Annotated in this window: 18 protein-coding genes, 1 tRNA gene and 1 other RNA gene; 9 read left to right on the top strand and 11 right to left on the bottom strand. The window is 65.2% G+C overall.

The genetic code is table 11. The features are described from left to right. Positions 1–266: 266 nt before the first annotated feature. Genes MUN23_RS18195 through MUN23_RS18185 form a run of 3 tightly spaced genes read right to left on the bottom strand, consistent with a single transcriptional unit; the run spans position 267 to position 3,504 of the window. A complete protein-coding gene (locus MUN23_RS18195; protein ID WP_248760210.1) occupies positions 267–1,124 on the bottom strand; it encodes a sugar phosphate isomerase/epimerase in 858 nt (285 codons plus the stop codon). Next, positions 1,121–2,335 (bottom strand): dihydrodipicolinate synthase family protein, encoded by a 1,215-nt coding sequence (locus MUN23_RS18190; protein ID WP_248760208.1) that lies wholly within the window; start codon positions 2,333–2,335, stop codon positions 1,121–1,123. The genes MUN23_RS18195 and MUN23_RS18190 overlap by 4 nt, the downstream gene beginning before the upstream one ends. Beyond that, positions 2,335–3,504 carry a Gfo/Idh/MocA family protein gene (locus tag MUN23_RS18185; protein ID WP_248760206.1) on the bottom strand — a complete coding sequence of 390 codons (1,170 nt, stop codon included), beginning with the start codon at positions 3,502–3,504 and terminating at the stop codon, positions 2,335–2,337. Before MUN23_RS18185 ends, MUN23_RS18190 begins: the two co-directional genes overlap by 1 nt. Before the next feature lie 178 nt (positions 3,505–3,682). Between MUN23_RS18185 and MUN23_RS18180 the strand changes: the two genes are divergently transcribed. After that, a complete protein-coding gene (locus MUN23_RS18180) occupies positions 3,683–4,771 on the top strand; it encodes a LacI family DNA-binding transcriptional regulator (RefSeq protein ID WP_248760204.1) in 1,089 nt (362 codons plus the stop codon). A 5-nt stretch (positions 4,772–4,776) separates the two neighbouring features. Further along, positions 4,777–5,412 (top strand): GNAT family N-acetyltransferase, encoded by a 636-nt coding sequence (locus tag MUN23_RS18175; RefSeq protein ID WP_248760203.1) that lies wholly within the window; start codon positions 4,777–4,779, stop codon positions 5,410–5,412. Here MUN23_RS18175 and map read toward each other — a convergent pair. After that, on the bottom strand, positions 5,399–6,166 hold the full coding sequence (map, locus tag MUN23_RS18170) for a type I methionyl aminopeptidase (RefSeq protein WP_248760201.1): 768 nt from the start codon (positions 6,164–6,166) through the stop codon (positions 5,399–5,401). The genes MUN23_RS18175 and map overlap by 14 nt on opposite strands. Positions 6,167–6,306: 140 nt before the next feature. Here map and MUN23_RS18165 point away from each other — a divergent pair, with 140 nt between their 5' ends. After that, on the top strand, positions 6,307–7,068 hold the full coding sequence (locus MUN23_RS18165) for a DNA alkylation repair protein (protein WP_248764133.1): 762 nt from the start codon (positions 6,307–6,309) through the stop codon (positions 7,066–7,068). Positions 7,069–7,083: 15 nt separating this feature from the next. On the opposite strand, the gene mptB is transcribed toward MUN23_RS18165, so the two are convergent. Next, on the bottom strand, positions 7,084–8,640 hold the full coding sequence (gene mptB, locus MUN23_RS18160; protein WP_248760199.1) for a polyprenol phosphomannose-dependent alpha 1,6 mannosyltransferase MptB: 1,557 nt from the start codon (positions 8,638–8,640) through the stop codon (positions 7,084–7,086). 161 nt (positions 8,641–8,801) lie between these two features. Here mptB and orn point away from each other — a divergent pair, with 161 nt between their 5' ends. From orn to def, 3 genes are all read left to right on the top strand, one after another. After that, entirely contained in the window at positions 8,802–9,434 is a 633-nt protein-coding gene (gene orn / locus MUN23_RS18155; protein ID WP_082575783.1) for an oligoribonuclease, read from the top strand. Positions 9,435–9,563: 129 nt separating this feature from the next. Continuing rightward, positions 9,564–9,636, top strand: a tRNA-His gene (locus MUN23_RS18150). A 116-nt stretch (positions 9,637–9,752) separates the two neighbouring features. After that, a complete protein-coding gene (gene def / locus MUN23_RS18145; RefSeq protein WP_248760198.1) occupies positions 9,753–10,325 on the top strand; it encodes a peptide deformylase in 573 nt (190 codons plus the stop codon). 9 nt (positions 10,326–10,334) lie between these two features. Here the strand turns inward: def and MUN23_RS18140 are convergent, their stop codons facing one another. From MUN23_RS18140 to rnpB, 4 genes are all read right to left on the bottom strand, one after another. Then, complete coding sequence (locus MUN23_RS18140; protein ID WP_248760196.1) at positions 10,335–11,132, bottom strand: HNH endonuclease family protein; 798 nt, start codon at positions 11,130–11,132, stop codon at positions 10,335–10,337. Positions 11,133–11,257: 125 nt separating this feature from the next. Then, positions 11,258–11,461 carry a hypothetical protein gene (locus MUN23_RS18135; RefSeq protein WP_248760194.1) on the bottom strand — a complete coding sequence of 68 codons (204 nt, stop codon included), beginning with the start codon at positions 11,459–11,461 and terminating at the stop codon, positions 11,258–11,260. Between the two features lie 77 nt (positions 11,462–11,538). Further along, positions 11,539–13,017 carry a glyceraldehyde-3-phosphate dehydrogenase gene (locus MUN23_RS18130; protein WP_256468645.1) on the bottom strand — a complete coding sequence of 493 codons (1,479 nt, stop codon included), beginning with the start codon at positions 13,015–13,017 and terminating at the stop codon, positions 11,539–11,541. Between the two features lie 268 nt (positions 13,018–13,285). Further along, an RNA gene (gene rnpB, locus MUN23_RS18125) (RNase P RNA component class A) lies at positions 13,286–13,672 on the bottom strand. Between the two features lie 56 nt (positions 13,673–13,728). On the opposite strand from rnpB, the gene MUN23_RS18120 reads away from it, so the two are divergent. Then, positions 13,729–14,493 carry a YaaA family protein gene (locus MUN23_RS18120; RefSeq protein WP_248760192.1) on the top strand — a complete coding sequence of 255 codons (765 nt, stop codon included), beginning with the start codon at positions 13,729–13,731 and terminating at the stop codon, positions 14,491–14,493. 60 nt (positions 14,494–14,553) lie between these two features. On the opposite strand, the gene MUN23_RS18115 is transcribed toward MUN23_RS18120, so the two are convergent. After that, positions 14,554–15,309: a zinc ribbon domain-containing protein gene (locus MUN23_RS18115; protein WP_248760190.1), complete on the bottom strand. Its 756-nt coding sequence runs from the start codon at positions 15,307–15,309 to the stop codon at positions 14,554–14,556. Positions 15,310–15,685: 376 nt separating this feature from the next. Here MUN23_RS18115 and MUN23_RS18110 point away from each other — a divergent pair, with 376 nt between their 5' ends. Then, positions 15,686–16,792, top strand: a complete 1,107-nt coding sequence (locus MUN23_RS18110) for an IS110 family transposase (RefSeq protein WP_248760188.1) — start codon at positions 15,686–15,688, stop codon at positions 16,790–16,792. Between the two features lie 387 nt (positions 16,793–17,179). Here MUN23_RS18110 and MUN23_RS18105 read toward each other — a convergent pair whose 3' ends face one another. Next, entirely contained in the window at positions 17,180–18,103 is a 924-nt protein-coding gene (locus MUN23_RS18105; protein ID WP_058932139.1) for a Nif3-like dinuclear metal center hexameric protein, read from the bottom strand. A gap of 99 nt (positions 18,104–18,202) precedes the next feature. Here MUN23_RS18105 and msrA point away from each other — a divergent pair, with 99 nt between their 5' ends. Then, positions 18,203–18,727: a peptide-methionine (S)-S-oxide reductase MsrA gene (msrA, locus tag MUN23_RS18100; RefSeq protein ID WP_248760186.1), complete on the top strand. Its 525-nt coding sequence runs from the start codon at positions 18,203–18,205 to the stop codon at positions 18,725–18,727. Positions 18,728–18,779: the final 52 nt, after the last annotated feature.

Genomic DNA, 18,779 nt, shown 5'->3' with positions numbered 1-18,779 from the left:
TACCCACCGGAAACAACCAATAATGACGAGAAACACCAGTCATGCCACCCCGCCATATGGGGCGGTTTCCCCCGGAATCTAGCGGATAACAAGCATGGATGAACAAGGACGAAAAGCAGCAACCCCTAATCCGCCGGTCGGGGGTTCGATTCCCTCCTGGGGCACAAGTTGTTGAGCCAGCACCTCCGTTACGGATGGGCCGGTCAGCAAAAAACACCCCGGTCAGCAGACCGGGGTGTTTTTCGTTTGTGTGACCATGCCGCCTCTCAGGTGTATGGCAGGACGAGTTCCGCGTAGCGCGCCTTGACGGTCTCCATGACAGCATCTCCGTCGGCGTCCCAGATCTCCTGGTTGAAGATTTCAACCTCGATGTCCCCGGTGTACCCGGCGTCCCTGACCCAGGTGCTGATGGTGGCGAAGTCGATCACGCCGTCGCCCATAAAACCCCGGGACAGCAGCGGATCGGCCGCTATGGGCATGTTGAAGTCACACACCTGGTAGGATGCGATGCGCCCTTCCCTGCCGGCACGTTCAATCTGGGCCTTCAGGTCCGGGTCCCACCAGACGTGGAAGGTGTCGACGGCGACGCCCACCGCGTGCGCATTAAACGGGGCTGCAAGATCCAAGGCCTGGCCCAGGGTCGAGATGACGGCACGGTCCGCTGCGTACATGGGGTGCAGGGGTTCGAGCACCAGCCGGATGCCGTTCTCGGTGGCGAACCGGACAAGATCGGCGAGGCGGTCGGCAACGCGCTGGCGGGCTGCCACCACATCCTTCTCCCCCGGCGCCAGGCCGCCGACCACCAGGAAGAGTTCCCTGGTGTCCAGCGCAGCGGCTTCGAGGACGGCCGCGCGGTTGTCCGCCAGGGCGGCGGCCTGGCCCTCGGCGTCGGCCGCTGTCAGGAAGCCGCCGCGGCACAGGGAGGAGACCCGGAGGCCCGCGTCCTTGATCAGCTTCGCGGCCTTGTCCAGCCCCGCTTCTTCAACCCTGTCGCGCCACGGGGCGATCGCGGGGATTCCGGCGCGGACACAGCCATCAACAACTTCGGCAAGCGTCAGCTTCTTGGTGGTGGCGCTGTTCAGGGAAAGCCGTGAAAAAGGGGACGGTTCTGAATTGGATGTCATACTCCCACTCCGTTGATGCGCAGGTAGTCGGACATCCGGAACGCGGCGAGCGCCGGGTCCTTCAGCAGCCCTGCCTGGTCGGCAAGTTCGAAGGTCTTGGCCAGGTGGCAGACGGAGCGGCCCGAATGCAGGCCGCCCACCATCTGGAACCCGGGCTGCTTGCCGTTAAGCCAGGACATAAAGGCGATCCCGGTCTTGTAGTAGAACGTGGGGGCGCTGAAGATGTGCTTGCCCAGCTCGCGCGTGGAATCCAGGATGGCGCGCGCCTCCTCAGCCTTGCCGGCGTCGTAGTTCTGCAGCGCAACCGAAGCCGCCGGGTAGATCGCAGCGAAGATGCCCAGCAGCGCGTCCGAGTGGTGGCTGCCGTCGCCGTCGATCAGTTCCGGGTAGTTGAAGTCGTCGCCGGTGTAGAGGCGGACGCCTTCCGGAAGGGCGGCGCGCAGGGCAACCTCATGCGCAGCGTCCAGCAGGGACACCTTCACGCCGTCCACCTTGTCCGCGTGCTCGCGGATCAGCGACAGGAACGTCTCTGTCGCGGCAGCGACGTCGTCCGAACCCCAGTATCCGGCCAGCGCGGGATCGAACATGGTCCCGAGCCAGTGCAGGATGACGGGCTGGTCCACTTCCTGCAGCAGCGTCGAATAGACGTGCAGGTAGTCGTCCGGGCCGTTGGCCACGCGGGCCAGCGCTCGGGAAGCCATCAGGATGATCTTGGGTCCGGCTTCACTGACGACGGCGATCTGCTCGCGGTAGGCGTCCAGGACGGCGGCAAGACCTGCCGTGCCGGTGGGCAGTGTGGCGAGCTCCAGCTGGTCGGTGCCGGCACCGCACGAGACCAGGTCGCGGACGGTCTTGCCGGCGGTAGCGGGGCCACCGGCGGTGACCACCGAAGCGGCCTCCACACCGGTGCGCTTGATGAGCTGCTGGGTTGCGGCCCAGTCCAGGCCCATGCCGCGCTGGGCGGTGTCCATGGCATCCGCAACACCCAGGCCGTAGGACCAGAGTTCGTGCCGGTACGCCAGGGTGGCGTCCCAGTCGAGGCTGGCCGGGGCACCTGGCGTGTTGTCCGCCAGGACCTCGGGAATGACGTGCGCGGCCGCGTACGCGCGGCGCGACGTGAGCGGGGCGGTGGGGCGTGCCCACGACACGCCGCCCTGGAGGCGGTACTCGCGGGTGCCGCCGTCGTGGGTGGGAAGGATCAGGGAAGTCATCAGAGCGTGATCTCCGGGATGTCGATGGTGCGGCGTTCGTCGTTGGACTGCAGGCCAAGCTCGGCGAGCTGGACGCCGCGGGCGGCGGACAGCAGGCCGAAGCGGTGCTCGCGGCCGGCCACCACGTCGCGCAGGAACTCTTCCCACTGCAGCTTGAAGCCGTTGTCCAGCTCGGCGTTGGCGGGAACTTCCTGCCACTGGCTGCGGAAGGATTCCGTGACGGGCAGGTCCGGGTTCCAGACGGGCTTGGGGGTGTGGGCACGCTGCTGGGCTACGCACTTGTTCAGGCCGGCAACGGCGGAACCATGCGTGCCGTCGATCTGGAATTCCACAAGCTCGTCGCGGTAGACGCGGACAGCCCAGGAGGAGTTGATCTGGCCGATGACCGGCTCGCCTGCCGGCGTTTCGAGTTCGAAGATGCCGTAGGAGGCGTCGTCGGCGGTGGCCCTGTACTCCTTGCCTGCCTCGTCCCAGCGGGCCGGGACGTGGGTGGCGGTCTTGGCGTTGACGCTCTTGACCTTGCCGATGATGCCTTCCAGGACGTAGTTCCAGTGGCAGAACATGTCCGTGGTCATGCCGCCGCCGTCTTCCTTGCGGTAGTTCCAGGACGGTCGTTGCGCTGCCTGGACGTCGCCTTCGAAGACCCAGTAGCCGAATTCGCCGCGGATGGAGAGGATGCGGCCGAAGAAGCCTTCGTCCACCAGACGGCGGAGCTTGACCAGGCCGGGGAGGTACAGCTTGTCGTGCACAACGCCGGCGGTGACGCCGGCTTCCTTGCCGATGCGGGCCAGCTCGATGGCTTCTTCCAGGGATTCCGCCGTGGGCTTCTCGGTGAAGATGTGCTTGCCAGCCAGCATGGCCTTCTTCAGCGTGGCGGCGCGGAGGCTCGTCATGGACGCATCAAAGATGATGTCCACCGAAGGATCATTGATCACGGAATCCAGGTCCGTGGTCCATTCGGCCACCTTGTGCAGTTCTGCCAGCTCGCGGATCTTGGCTTCATTGCGGCCGACCAGGATCGGCTCCACCTGGACCTTGGTACCGTCCTCCAGCGTGAAGCCCCCGGCGTCGCGGATGGGAAGGATGGAACGCAGCAGGTGCTGGCGGTAGCCCATCCGGCCGGTGATGCCGTTCATGGCGATACGGATCGTCTTTGTTTCGAAGCCCATGTGTCCTCCACGGTGAGTGAGCAGTGTTACTCAAGCTGAATTGGGAAAGCGCATTCCCACTGCGTCCATCATGCACCGCTCCCCTTCGGGTTGGCAAGCGCTTTCCCAAAGTATCCTCAAACTGCCATACTGAAAGCGGCGCTAACGGCGCTGAACGTCTGTATGAACGGGAGAAGTTGTGGCTGCAAGTACCCTCACCGAGGTGGCCCGGCTGGCGGGCGTGTCGCCGGCCACCGCCTCCCGCGTGCTGAACGGCTCCGCCCGGATACCCGGCAAGGATATTGCGGACCGGGTGCGCCAGGCTGCCGAATCCCTCGGCTACATTCCCAACGCCCAGGCGCAGGGGCTGGCCAAGTCCAGCTCCGGGCTGATCGGGCTGATCGTGCATGACATTGCCGATCCGTACTTCGCAGCCATTGCCCGCGGCGTCCAGGATGCCGCGAGGGAACAGCACAAGATGGTGCTGCTGGCCACCACTGAAGGCGCTCCGGACAGTGAGAAGGAAGCCGTGGCTGCCTTCGCCGCACGCCGCGCCGATTCCATCGTGATCGCAGGATCACGGACCTCCCGCACCGAGGACCGGGAAGGCAACACCGAACTCGCTGCGGAACTGGACCGCTACTGCCGCAACGGCGGCCACGTGGGCGTGATCGGCCACGGTATTGTGGGCGCCGCGGCAGCCGACGGCTACCACGTGGTGAGTGTGCCCAATGAGGAGCTCGCCGCGCAGCTCGCAGCTGAGCTGGCCGCGTCGCGGGAAGAAGACTTCGTGATCGTCGGCGGCCCGGAAGGGCTGTTCACCTCCGACGACCGGATCCGTGGGTTCCAGCGCGGCCTTGCCAGCGCCGGCCTGCCTGCCGCGGACGTCATCCGCACGGACTTCACCCGTGCGGGCGGCTTCGAGGCCGGCCTCGCCCTGGCTGCACGGATCACAGCGTCCCAACCCGGGACCGAGACAAAACGGCTCTGCATCTTTGCCGTCAACGACGTTATGGCCATCGGGGCCGCCGCCGCACTGCTCTCCCAGGGACTGCGGATCCCGCGCGACGCCGCCGTTGCCGGTTTCGACGATATTGAGACTCTGCGCGATTTCCGGCCGGCCCTCTCCACGGTGCACCTTCCCCTGGAGGAGATCGGACGGCAGGCCGCCAGCAGCGCAGCCGGCCCGTCCGCCGACGATGCCGGATCGCCCCCGATATCCGGCCAGGTCATACTCCGGCGCAGCACCGAGGTGGCACACCCGAGCAGCGCCGAGTCGGTGGCCTGACCAGCATGACGGACGGGCCCGCAACCGGCCTGACGACGGCCGCGGCGGAGTGGAACGGGGTCGAGCGGCTGTTCGGCCGACCCGGTGAGCCGTCCCGCTGCTGGTGCCGGTTCTTTGCCCTCACGGGTCCGGAGTACTCGGCGCTGGATCCGGCCGCCCGCAAGGCACAGTTGAAGGAAAAGTTCGACGGCGGCTCCCCCGCCCCCGGCGTCCTCGCCTTCGTCGACGGTCAGCCCGTGGGCTGGTGCGCCGTGGAGCCACGGACCTGTTATCCACGTGTGCTTCGCTCCCGCGTGCTTCGGCAAGCGGAGGAATCAGCGCCGCCCGATTCCGAAACAGCACCACCGGATGCGGCCGACAGCGTGTGGTCAGTGACCTGCTTCGTGGTCGCCGCCGGCCACCGCCGGAGCGGTGTGGCAGCCGCGCTGCTGCGCGCCGCCGTCGAGCATGCCCGGCTCAATGGTGCCGACGTTGTGGAAGGCTACCCGGTGGACCGCGAGCAGCGGCCCAAAGCGGGACCCGCAGACTTTTACCACGGCACGCTGAACCTCTTCCTGCGCGCCGGGTTCACCGTGGCCAGCAGCGGCGTCCCAGGGCGGGCCGTGGTGCGCCTGAGCCTCACAGGACCTAAGGGAGCGTAAGGATCAGCGGGCCATCGGCAGTGATGGCCACTGTGTGTTCGCTGTGGGCGGCCCGGCGGCCGTTGGCGGAACGCAGCGTCCATCCGTCGTCGTCCTGATAGTAGTCGTCCTTGCGGCCCAGGATCAGCATGGGCTCGATGGCCATGACCAGCCCGTCGGTGAGCTTGATCCCGCGCCCCGGCCTGCCGTCGTTGGGCACCGGCGGTTCGGCGTGCATGGTGCGGCCGATCCCGTGGCCGCCGTGGTCAGCCAGCAGACCGTAGCCCGCCCGCCGCGCGGCGCCGCCGATCGCGTAGGCAAGATCGCCCATTTTGTTGCCGATCCGGGCTGCCTCGATCCCGCGGGATAAGGCGGCATCCGTGGCATCAATGAGGGCCTGGTCCACAGGATCGGGTGTTCCCACAATGAAACTGACGGCCGCATCGCCGCACCAGCCCTCCAGGAATGCCCCGCAATCCACGCTGAGCAGGTCACCGTCCTGGAGTTTGTAGTCGTCGGGGATTCCGTGGACCACGGCGTCGTTCACACTTGTGCAGATCACGCCAGGAAACGGAACTGCGGCCCAGCGCGGGTGGTAGTCCAGGAAGGCCGGTGTGGCTCCCGCCGTGGCAATCGTCTCGGCGGCCAGCGCATCGAGGTCACGCAGGGTGACACCCACTCCGGCGGCCTCACGCACCGCCGCCAGCGTATTGGCCACCACCCGGCCGGCTTCGCGCATGAGGGCAATCTGCTCGGGAGTCTTGATCATGGACATGCAGGGAACCTCCGACGTCGGGTGGCACGGTTCACGGGAACGTGCAGTTTGTCTGGTCCCACTCTAGAGCCGTCCCGCTGAGGATGGACCGGCCGACATCCAGGCCGCCGGCACCTCGCTAAAGTTGCACCATGGACCGAATGCCGCCGAATGACGAATCGCTGGACACGGACGCACCGGTCACGGAGACTCCGAACCGCGAGTTGTTGGATGCCGTGCGCGCGGCGCTGCGGGAGCGGACGGACCCGGTGCGGGCCACTGGCGCGCAGGCGTATATGAAGTCCACTCTGCCGTCACTGGGCGTCAGAGTCCCGGAAGTCAGGCGGCTGGCGCTGGCCGCTGCTTCCGTCCATCCCGTTACGTCGGCGGGCCAGTTGCGGGCCACGGTGCTGGAACTCTGGCGCGGCTCCACTGTACGCGAGGAACGCTATGCGGCCATTGACCTGACAAGCCTCCGGTTGGTGGCCCGTGACCAGCTGATGCTCCCTGTCTATGAGGAGATCATCCGCACCGGCGCGTGGTGGGATTTCGTGGATGGGGTGTCGCATCGTATCGGCGGGCTTCTTCAGGCCCACCGGCCCATGATGACCGAACTCCTGCTGGCCTGGAGCACGGACCAGGACTTCTGGATCCGGCGGTCGGCCATCACCTCGCAGTTGAAGGCCAAGGCCAGCACGGACCAGGACCTGCTGCGGGCTGTCATTGAGCCGAATCTGGCGGACCCGGAGTTTTTCATCCGGAAGGCCATTGGCTGGGCGCTTCGTGAATACGCCAAAACGGACCCGGAGTGGGTACACGATTTCGTGGTGGAAAAGGGCACGCGGTTGAGTCCGCTGTCCCGGAAGGAAGCCTTGCGGCATCTGGAACAGGGCACGACGGCGGGAATCACCGGCGCCGGATAACCGCGCCTGCGGAGACTAGATAACGGGGCGTTCGGTCACCGGTTCGGCCGGCTTCCGGAAAAGCCTTTTGGTGTCCGGATCCATGAAGATCAGGTACATGGCAAAAAGCAGGCCGGTAATCGCCGCCGCGAAGCGGGCCAGGACCAGGGCAAGTCCGAGGTCCTCGGTCTGGAGGTAGGGAAATACCTCCAGCTGGTCAGAAATGGCGTAGATCATGAAGAACGACACGATGAAATACAGGGCCTTGACCTGCCAGTCATTGCGGATGCCTGTCACCGCGAACAGCGGGATGAGCCACACCACGTACCAGGCCTGGATCATCGGCGCCAGCACCACGATGGCCGCAAAGCCCAAGGTGAGGCGGCGGATCAGCCGCTCATGCTCACCCCTGAAGATCTGGAAGGCGACGATGCCTACGGCAAGTAGTTTGCCGGCGTCGAACACCCAGTCGGCGAGCGTCCACCCGTCGAGGCCGAAGGCGTTCGACACGGAAGCGACCATCAGCCCCACCAAGCCCACCGGCGCGTACCAAATGAAGAGGCTGCCAGGGGCGGACAGCCCATTGATCCAGCCGAAGCCGAACCCGTTGACGAGGCTCAGGCCGTACAGAATGGCCAGGCTCAGCCCTCCGGTCAGTCCCCAGAACAGGAATTTCCGCGGCCAGCCGGCGTTCTTGCCTGCCCAGATCAGGCCGATGAACGGCAGGAAAACGATGGTGATGGGCTTGACGGCGATGGAAAGGGTCACGAGGACTATGCCCAGCACCACGCGCCTGGTGGCCGCGTAGTACAGCCCGGCAAGGGCCAACCCGATCATGAGGGCATCGTTGTGGACGCTGGCGATGAAGTTGGTGAGGAACAGGGGGTTGGCCGCGGTGAGCCACAAGGCGCGGTGCGGATTGACGCCGTGAAGCTCGGCCAGCTTGGGCACGTAGATGACACAGAGGACCACACCAAACAGCGCCACGAGCCTGAAAAGCATCACGCTGGCCTCGGGCTGGACGTTGGTGGACCAGACCACAAACTGCTCGATCCACAGAAACAGCTGGCCGTACGGCACGGGAGCTTCAGTCCACTGTTTGTCGGCGCCAAGCTGGAAATAGTTGGACAACGCCGAAATGCCGTTCTCGTAGGGGTTGAACCCCTCCACCATCAGCCTGCCCTGACCAATGTAGGCGTACACGTCGCGGCTGAAGAGCGGGACGGTGAACATCAACGGCAGGCCCCATGCTGCGATGGCCTGCAGCGTTGCCTTTCGCGCCGCCGGCCCCCATACGCGGACCCGCTGGCCGAGCCTCAGCCAGGAGCGGACCAGGAGCATGCCGCCTACCGCAACCAGCACGATGGCCAGGGCAACGCCGATGGCCTCCGTCCGCATCCAGATAAAGATCGGTACGCGGCGGAGTTCGGAAACGGGGGCCAGCCAGCCGACGCCGAGGGATCCGAACACCATCAGGACCGAGCCGACAAGACCGGCAAGGATGGGGGACCTGGCGTTATCCACTTCTGCCGCAGCGGGCTCGGGGATCACGCTGGCCGCCATCTCCCCCGTTGCAGGCACAGGCGCCGTCATCTCAGGATCGTCCAATCTCTTTACACTCGGCGCTTCAGTCCCGCGGGCGGCGGTGGCCGCCCGGGCCGCGCAGACACTGCACAGCGGCAAAATCCTCGCCCCATGTACCCGAAATCCTAGCATCGGACGGTTGCGCCGGAGCTAAACGGTAGGCTGGTCCGGTGCCTATATCTAACGAACGCATCGTCTGGATCGACTGCGAAATGACCGGCCTGGACATCAAGAACGACGCCCTGATCGAGGTGGCGGCGCTGGTGACGGACTCAGAGCTCAACATTCTCGGCGACGGTGTGGACGTGGTGATCAAGCCCGAGGACGCTGCCCTCGCCCAGATGAACGACTTCGTGAGGGACATGCACACCCGGTCCGGGCTGCTCAAGGAACTGCCGCACGGCAAGACCATGGCCGAGGCCGAAGCCGCCGTGATGGAATACATCGAAAAGTGGGTGCCGGACCCGCGCAAGGCACCGCTGGGCGGCAACTCCGTGGGGACCGACCGCGTCTTCCTGTCCCGCGACATGCCGGCCGTTGTGGAGCACCTGCATTACCGCGTGATCGACGTGAGCACCATTAAGGAACTTTCCCGCCGCTGGTTCGCCCGGGCTTACTTCCAGTCCCCCGCCAAGAAGGGCGGCCACCGCGCCCTGGGTGACATCCAGGATTCCATCGACGAGCTCCGCTACTACCGCGAGGCGGTTTTCGTTCCGGCTCCGGGGCCTGACAGCGCCACGGCCCGCGAAGTCGCCCAGCGCATCACTGCCTCGCCGGGCACAGCAGGTATTCCGAAAGAGTAATCTGCGCCACGTTTGGCGGAAATTTTCGCAAAAACCCCAAAAGTGGCGCAAGCACCCTCAAACAGCAGGTAAGCTATTTGAGTTGCCTTTCCAGAGCACCGGACCACCGGGAAATCTGTGGGGCACATGGTGGGCTTAGCTCAGTTGGCAGAGCGCCTGGTTGTGGTCCAGGAGGTCGCGGGTTCAACCCCCGTAGCTCACCCTCATAGGGCGGCAGTAAAAGCCGTCCATTTGGAGGCCGTACCGGATATCCGGTACGGCCTCCATTTTTTTGCATAACCGCCGGCGCCACGCCGCACGCACGAAGGGCCGCCTGACATGACAGTTCTGCCAATCACCGTCTGGGGTGAACCGGTGCTGCACCGCCGCGCCGCCGAGGTGGAGGTTTTCGACGACGAACTGCGCACGCTGATCGCGGACATGTTTGAAACCAACGAGGCTGCCAACGGCGTGGGCCTGGCGGCGCCGCAGGTTGGTGTGGGCAAAAGAATCTTTGTGTACAAGTACGCCAATGACGACGGCGCTCCGCCCATCGGGGTCCTGGTAAACCCGGTACTGACCCTGTCCAAGATCTCTGGCGCGCTGCCGGACCCCGAGGAAGAGGAAGAGGGCTGCCTCTCCTTCCCCGGCGGCGCATACCCGCTCAAGCGTGCGGAGTGGGCGCGGGTGGAAGGATTTGACGGCCATGGGCAGCCGGTGGAGTTCGAAGCGACCGGCTGGTTCGCCCGGGTGATCCAGCACGAATACGACCACCTCGACGGAAAGCTCTACGTCAACCGGCTGATGGACCGCTATGCACGGAAGGCCATGAAACTGGCCAAGAAGAGCGGCTGGGGTGTGCCCGGCCTGACGTGGATGCCCGGCGTGGATCCGGACCCGTTCGGCCACTGAGCCGACGCATTACCTCGCCGTAATGGTTGGCTGCTCCGGGCAGGAGTCCAGGACGCGCTTCATCGCATCCTTCTCCGGCTGCGTGACGCACAGTCCATAGGATGCCTTCACCGAGATCTGGCGGGCCACGTAATGGCAGCGGATGTTCTTGTTCTTCGGCAGCCAGGTGGCGGCGTCGCTTGCGCTCTTCTGCTGATTTGCAGGACCGTCTGCGGCGATGAGGTTTATCGGATCGTTGGCCAGGCTCTGGCGCTGCTGCGGGGTCAGCCCCTGAGCGCCTTTCTGCCACGCGTCACTGAGCGCCACGACGTGATCGATCTGGATTTCCTTGCTGCTTTCCGGGCCACGCCGGAACTCCATGCGTTTGCCCGTGTACGGCTCATGGATGGACCCTGACACTACCTTGCATTTGGAACCCTCCGTGAAACCCACAGCGGTGAGGTCCCGGCGGAGGATGTCATTGCGGGTGTCGCAGCCGTTCCGGTCCACGTCCAGCCAGGCCTGGCCGAAGGCCTCCCGCTGGTAATTGTCCGTGGGAGCCCGTCCCTTGACGGAAAGCCGCTCGAGGGCGGTCAGGGCACTCCCCTGCGGTACAGCGTGCACCGGGATCACGGGCTTCATCCAGGTCCCGTCGAAAACAGGCGCCTCGCGGGGCCCGGCGATTGCCGGTTCTGCCGCAGCGAACTGGCCCGCGGTGAAAAACCACCCCGCGGAGCCCACTGCAGACAGGGCCAGCACCGCCACCAGAGCCCAGGCCTGTCTCGAGCGGCGGCGGGCACGGCGGTAGGCACGCCAGCTGACGGTCATGGGCAACCGGCTCTTCCGGAAATGTAATGCACCAGAAGAGCCTAGGCCACCCCACTGACACCCATGCGGTTATCCACAATGGGGAGGACGAGTGGCCCGGGTGATCCGCCTACTGCTATGGCCGGCTACTGCTCCCGGGCTACGCGGCGCAGGTCTTCTTCGGCAACCTTGAGGAGCCCTTCGAGCTGGCGCACGCGGTGGTCGCCGACGTCGCCGGAAGCCCGGGACGCGCGGGCCTGCTCCAGGAGCCTGATGGCTTCTTTGTGGTTGGCCTTGGCGACGTCGAGGGCGTGTTCAAGGGTGGTCTCGTGGAGAGTCTCGTTATCCATGCCACCAGTGTGGTCCCGATTCCCGGCTGATTCCAGCGAATCAGCCGGGAATATCGGGCAGCCAACCCGCAAACGGCCTAGACGGCGATTGCGGCCAAGGCAGCAGCGGCTTCCTTGGCGGGGAAGGACGGCGGGTTGACGCCGGCCATCTCTTCCATGACCCGGACTACCTGGCAGCTGTAGCCGAACTCGTTGTCGTACCAGACGTAGAGGATGACATTCTTGTCATTGGAGATCGTGGCGAGACCGTCCACGATGCCGGCACGGCGTGAGCCGACGAAGTCCGTGGAAACAACCTCCGGCGAATCGATGTAGTCGATCTGCTTGCGCAGGTCCGAATGCAAGGACATCTGGCGCAGGTAATCGTTCACCTCATCCTTGGTGGTTCCGTTTTCCAGGCTCAGGTTCAGGATCGCCAGCGAAACGTCCGGCGTGGGGACCCGGATGGAACTGCCCGTGAGCTTGCCCAGCAGTTCGGGCAGGGCCTTCGCCACAGCGGTGGCCGCTCCGGTTTCCGTGATGACCATGTTCAGCGCGGCGGAGCGGCCCCGGCGGTCGCCCTTGTGGAAGTTATCGATCAGGTTCTGGTCGTTAGTGAAGGAGTGGACCGTCTCCACGTGGCCGTGGACCACACCGAACTTGTCGTTGATGGCCTTCAAGACCGGGGTGATGGCGTTCGTGGTGCAGGACGCTGCGGACACGATCTGGTCCGTATCCTCGATGCTGCCGTGGTTGATGCCGTGCACGATGTTCTTCAACGCGCCTTTGCCCGGTGCGGTGAGGAGAACACGGGCAACACCCTTGCTCTGCAGGTGCTGGGACAGGCCCTCAGCGTCGCGCCAGCGGCCGGTGTTGTCCACAACGAGCGCATCCTTGATGCCGTAGGCGGTGTAGTCGATCGTGGCGGGGTTCTCCGAGTAGATGACCTGGACCTGGACACCGTTCGCGGTGATGGTGTTGGCGTCTTCGTCCACACGGATGGTTCCCTCGAAGGAGCCGTGGACGGAGTCGCGGCGCAGCAGGCTGGCGCGCTTGGTGAGGTCCTTGTCCGAGCCGCGGCGCACCACGATGGCGCGCAGGCGCAGGCCGTGGCCGCCGCCTGCCTTTTCGATGAGGAGGCGCGCCAGGAGGCGGCCGATCCGGCCAAAGCCGTACAGCACAACGTCGGTGCTGGTGCGGTCATCGCCGCCGCGCTTGCCCACTACCTCGGCAAGCTCGGTGCGGAGGAACTCTTCCAGGGTGGCGCCGTCGCCTTCTGCCTTGAACTTCTCTGCCAGGCGGGCGACGTCGATGGCCGCCGCACCAAGTTCCAGCTGAGCCAGGATGTTCAGCAGCGGTGCGGTCTCTTCGAGCAGGAGCTCGGTGTTGCTCATGCGGCGGGCGAAACGGTGCGCCTTGAGGATGTTCATGGTGGACTTGTTGATCAGGCTGCGGCCGTGAATGCTGGTCACCACGTTGTTTTCGCGGTACAGCCGGCCAATCACCGGAATCATGGCCTCGGCGAGAGCCTCCCGGCCCATCCACGTATCAAGACAAGAATCTGACGTCTGGCTCACAGAACTACCTTCCTCGGTTCAGCCGCATACGTCGTCGTACGCGGTTGGCGGCCACCTGATGTTGTCCAGGGGCTCTGGCACCGGCAGGATGCGGTCCATCCCGGGTGCCGTGGAGAAGCGTAAAGAAAAGCCACCGGCTGCGAACGCAGACCCGGCGGCAGAACTTCTACGTTCGCTCTCTATTCTAGGCTGGAGCAACACCGCGGACCGCCGCAACCGGCGTGAAATCACTCACATGCGGGGCAGGTCCGTGCCCGGCGGGTGGTGTTGGATGGGTTGACCGATACGCCGGGTTCTGTGCTCCCGTGCCGTTACCAGCGCGGGAGTAGCGGCCATCCATCTACGGACGCCGTTGCCGACGCCCTCCAGCGGCCTACCCGGACACTCGGGCGGGCAGCCCTCAAACGTGTCCTGTCTGGCCTTGCTCCGGGTGGGGTTTACCTAGCCTTCCCGGTCACCCGGGAAGCTGGTGGTCTCTTACACCACCGTTTCACCCTTACCTGCTGAGCCTCCGTTGCCGGAAGACGCAGGCGGTCTGTTCTCTGTGGCACTGGCCTGCGGGTTACCCCGAGTGGGCGTTACCCACCACCCTGCCCTGCGGAGCCCGGACGTTCCTCGAGCCACTTGCGTGACGCGCGGCCGCCTGGTCAACCCATCCGCAGCCAGTCTACCGCCGGAAGGGGGCACCGCCGTCGCCGGTAGGATCGTACGGTGCTGATTCTGCTTCCCCCCTCCGAAGGCAAAACCCCCGCAGTCCGCGGGTCCGCCGTCGACTGGCCGTCACTGAGCTTTCCGGAACTCAACACCTACCGGGCCAAGGTCCTGGAGGCGCTGGGGACGGTGAGTGCGCATGAGGATGCCCTCGCGCTGCTGGGCGTCGGCGCATCGCTGCAGGACGACGTCGAACGCAACACCCGGCTCCACGCCGAACCGGCGGCACCTGCGCACCAGATCTATTCTGGCGTTCTGTACGACGCACTCGGCTACAGAACGCTGACCCCGGCGCAGCGCCGGAAGGCCGATGTTTCGGTGCTGGTGATCTCGGCCCTGTGGGGTGCCATCCGCTTCGCCGACAGTGTGCCCGCCTACCGGCTGTCGATGGGAACGGCACTGCCCGACGTCGGCCGCCTCGCCTCGTTCTGGAAGCCGCAGATTTCGGAAGCCCTCGCGGAGTCCGTGTCCGGGCACCTGCTCGTGGACTGTCGCTCCAGCACGTATGCCGTGGCATGGGCACCGCCGCCGGATCAGACGGTGGCTGTCAACGTATTCACCGAGGTCAACGGTGTACGCAAGGTGGTCAGCCACTTCGCCAAGCACACTCGCGGCGAGCTGGCACGGCACCTGCTTGCCCGCCGCGGCAACGCCCCGCAGACCCCGGTACAGCTGCTGAAGGCCACACGCGAGAAATGGGACGCGGAGTTGGTTGACGGTTCAGCGCGGAAACCGCACGCCCTGAACATCATCCTTCCCAACTAGGTAGCAGCAGATGTCGTTATGGGCGCCCGTAACGACATCTGCTGCGACCTACTTGGACTGCTAGGCAGTTGGGGCGGGCGTGTTCCACTCGGCGGAGCGCACCAGGATGGCACCCGAATCCGGGCAGAACACAATGTCGTCTTCGGCGGCGGCCTTGATCTCGGCGAGGTCTCCGGGGCTCAGCTTCATTCCGGAGGCCTCGGAGGTTCCGTGGAACAACCGGGCGGCGCCCACTCCCCGCTTGGCCAGCGTCTTTTCGTAGACAGCCAGCATGCCGGCGTCGAGTCCCTCTGCGAATTCGGCACGCTTGCCGCGGACAACGGTCGCTTCAGCAGCCACTTCGGCCAGGGCTGCATCGAGTTCGGCGCGGATGCCGCCGAACGAACCCTGGACGTTGTCCACGATGAGCTGCTGGGCAGCCTGACGCTCGCGCAGCGAATCGAGGCGTTCCAGGACTTCCAGCTCCACGTCTTCAAGGTCGGAGCGGCGCTTGTTGAGGGAGGCAATGTCCTTTTGCAGGGCCACGAGGTCCTTTGACAGCCCCGTTCCGCTGTTGAGCCGGGTTTCGTCCCGTTCGATGCGGGAGGCGACCTGTTCGACGTCGGCCTCGGCGCGCTTCAGCTCGGCTTCGGCGTCATGGACGGCCATCTTGGCGGAGCCGAGTTCACCGTTGGCGACGGACAGGGCAGATTGCAGGTCCTCGATCCGGGGATCGGTTTCCAGGGCGCGGCGGCGGTTGGACAGGGACCTGAGTTTTGCGTCCAGCCCCTGCAGTTCGAGCAACTTCAACTGTTCCGCCGGTGCTGCCTTGGCCACTATTTACCTCCGCTAAATCCAATCCGGCCGAAGCCGGGCACCGTATCGGCGCTGTATAGACTCTAGACGATATGAAGTGAAGGGTGCAGGTTCCGCCCGTCCGGGGTCGGCCATTATCGCCGGGCGGCCCCGCAGCGCCGGCTTGAGTGTAGGTCGCGTCGTCTGTGGGGGTGGGTGGCGCTGCGGGGCCTGATTCCCGGCGGTCATGTTCTGCGTCCCGGACGGGCAGGGAGAGAGTGGGATTCAAGGCTGGTGGGGGCCGGGGCCTTCTGTTTCACAGGGGTCCGTGGGTTGCCATTGACAAGCTCCCTTGGCCTGACGGCTCCGCGGGGGTGCAATGGTAGTGCCACATGTGAAGTTTGGGAGGTCCCGGCTTATGTTTGAGCATACTTTCATCGGGCTGGATGTTCACGCGGTCAACGTTGTGGGCCATGCACTGAACCCGGCCACCGGGGAAATCAGCAACCACACGATGCCCGCTGACCCTGCCATGGTGCTGGAGTGGGTCCGCCGGTTCGCCCCGCCCGTCAAGGTCGTCTACGAATCGGGACCGACCGGGTTCGTCCTGGCCCGGTACCTGCGCGCGGCGGGCATCAACTGCGTGATTGCGGCGTCCTCGAAACTGCTTCGCGCACCGGGTGATCGGGTCAAGACCGACCGGCGGGATGCCCGGGTGTTGACTGAGATGCTCGCGGTCGGCTCGGTCACCGAGGTGCGGATCCCGGCCCCGGAGGAAGAAGCGCTCCGGGACCTGTCCCGGTTGCGTTCGGGCACGGCCAAGGACCTGGCGCACGCCCGCCAGCACGTGAACGCGATCCTGCTGCGCCACGGCATCCGCTACCCCAAGGACACCAGATGGACGAAGGAACACAGCCTCTGGCTGCACCGTCAACACTTTGAGGAACCGGCGCTGCAGTTCACCTACGAGGCCGATGTCGAGCAGGCCGAACTCCTCGCCGGGCACCTGAAACGCATCGACAAACAGGTGGCCACCACGGCCGCTGCATGCCGCTACGGCCCAGTGATCAACGCATTGATGTGCCTGCGTGGCATCAAGGTCACGACCGCGTTCGGGTTGGCCGTGGAGATCGGGGACTGGACCCGCTTCACCGGTTCGTCTATAGGCTCCTACCTCGGGCTCGTGCCCAGTGAGGAGTCCTCGGGCCAGTCCCGGCACCAGGGCCCGATCACGAAGGCCGGGAACACCTATGCCCGCAAGCTCCTCATCGAGGCCGCCTGGCAGCACCGGCGCCCGTACACCCGGCCTGGCGAACGGCTGATCCGCCAGCTCGATCTCGTCGCCCCGGCAACCCGGATCCGCGCCCTCGAAGGAAACCACCGGCTCCACCGCAAGTGGGAACACTTCGATGAACGGCACAAAATGCCGGTCAAGGCCAACACCGCGATCGCCCGCGAACTCGCGGGCTGGTGCTGGTCACTGGCCGCCCCGCTTCAACAGGGAGAACGCATGAACGCGGCCTGAAGACGTGCCCCCGGAACGTGGTGAGATGCCGCGGCAGCACACGGAACTAACTCGAGATCGCGCTATGAGCAGACGGGTTCAAACCGTCGCCGCTCGATTCTAGACACCGATAAGCTCCAGCCGAACAAATCGTCATGCGGTAACCAACCCGCGAATGTCAGCCTGACACTGCAGTCGAGAAAGACTCGCCAGCACCCAGACCACGACCTGCCGGCACACGATGAGCGGCCCCCGGAACCAAAAGCCTGGAGCCGCTCACCTCTGCCCCTTGACAACCGGACCTACATATCAGCGCCTGGCGTGCTCCCCTGCCTCGCTACGTCCCCACCGGCTCCCAAACCTCGCTGCGCTCGGTGTGGGCCCGGCGACGGACTTCGCACGCCAGGCTTAGCCAGGAGTCAGAATGAAGTCCCACGGATCGCTGTTGGTGGTGCTTACCTGGATCTCGACGTCGTGGCCCTGATCGGCGAGCACATTGCCCAGTGCCGACGCCGCGGCAGGCAGCCAGAGCCATTCGCTGGCGAAGTGCGAAACGTCAATCAGGTACGGCCGGCCGTTCACTGCCGCTTCGCGGGCTTCGGACGCCGGATGGTGCCGGAGGTCGGCGGTGACATAGACGTCGGCATTGTTGGCCCGCACCTCGTTGAACAGGGAATCCCCCGCCCCGCCGCACACGGCTATGCGCCGCACCAGCCCATCCTTATCCCCGGACACGCGGACTCCCCCGGCCACCGACGGCAGGATGCCGAACACCCTGGCTGCGAAATCGCCCAGGCTCATCACGTCCGCCAGATCACCCACGCGTCCGATGCCTTCCTCGGGCAGGCCGTTCGCGGCAACGGTCAGCGGGACGACGCCCTCCAGTCCCAGCGCATCAGCCAGGACGTCGGAAACGCCCCCGACGGCGGAATCACCGTTGGTGTGGACGGTCAGGAGCGCGGTGCCAGACTCGATGAGACGGTGGATGGCCTGCCCCTTGGCGGTGGTGGCGGCCACGGACGTGACGCCTTTGAGGAGCAGCGGGTGGTGGGTGATCAGGAGCTCGGCACCCCATTCCACGGCTTCCTCGATCACCGTGAGCGTGGGATCAACGGCGAACATCACCCTGGTCACGGGCGCTGACGGGTGGCCGGCCACGAGCCCTACTTCGTCCCAGTTTTCGGCCAGCGACTCGGGCCAGAGTTCCTCGACCGCCAGCAGAACCTGGCCCAGCGTGGGAGCAGCCGGACCATCCGCTGCAGCGTCCTCCCCGGTAAGGGTGCCGTCGTCGTGCTTGTCCGCATCTGTAACGCCGGTGTCTGCAGATTCCATAGTCTCAGTTTTACCCCATCGGGCCGTTTGCCCGGCATCTTTCAAAGTCTCGTAGGGTGGTCAGGGAATCATCCGGCGCGCTCAACCATTGAAGAGGTCATGAAAACTTTTGTTCTTGGCGGGGGCTGCTTCTGGTGCCTTGATGCTGTCTACCAGAAAACCAAGGGAGTCTCCTCGGTGATTTCCGGCTACACGGGTGGCCATGACCCCCGGCCTGACTACTACTCCGTCTGCGGCGGGACCACGGGCCATGCTGAGGTCGTGGCGGTCACTTTCGACGAGTCCGTCATCCCGCCCGAGGTCATCCTGGACATGTTCTTCGCGCTGCACGATCCCACCACGCTCAACCGCCAGGGCTACGACGTGGGCACGCAGTACCGCTCGTCCATGTTCTATGAGAACACCGAGGAGAAGATTCTCTTCGAGGAAGCCATCGAACGGAACCAGGCCCTGTGGTCGCACCCGATTGTGACCGAGGTCAGCCGGCTGCCACGGTTCCATGTGGCGGAAGACGTCCACCAGGACTATTACGCCAAGTATCCCGAGCAGGGCTACTGCCAGGTGATCATCAATCCGAAGCTCGCGAAGGCCAGGAAATATTACTCTGCATGGCTTAATGCTTAGCAGCGGCCGCTCAGCCATCGTTAGGCTGACCTCAGCATTCACTCTTGAGAGA

This window comes from Pseudarthrobacter sp. SSS035 (assembly GCF_023273875.1).
GTDB lineage: Bacteria > Actinomycetota > Actinomycetes > Actinomycetales > Micrococcaceae > Arthrobacter.
This window is presented reverse-complemented; position numbering and strand designations above follow the sequence as displayed.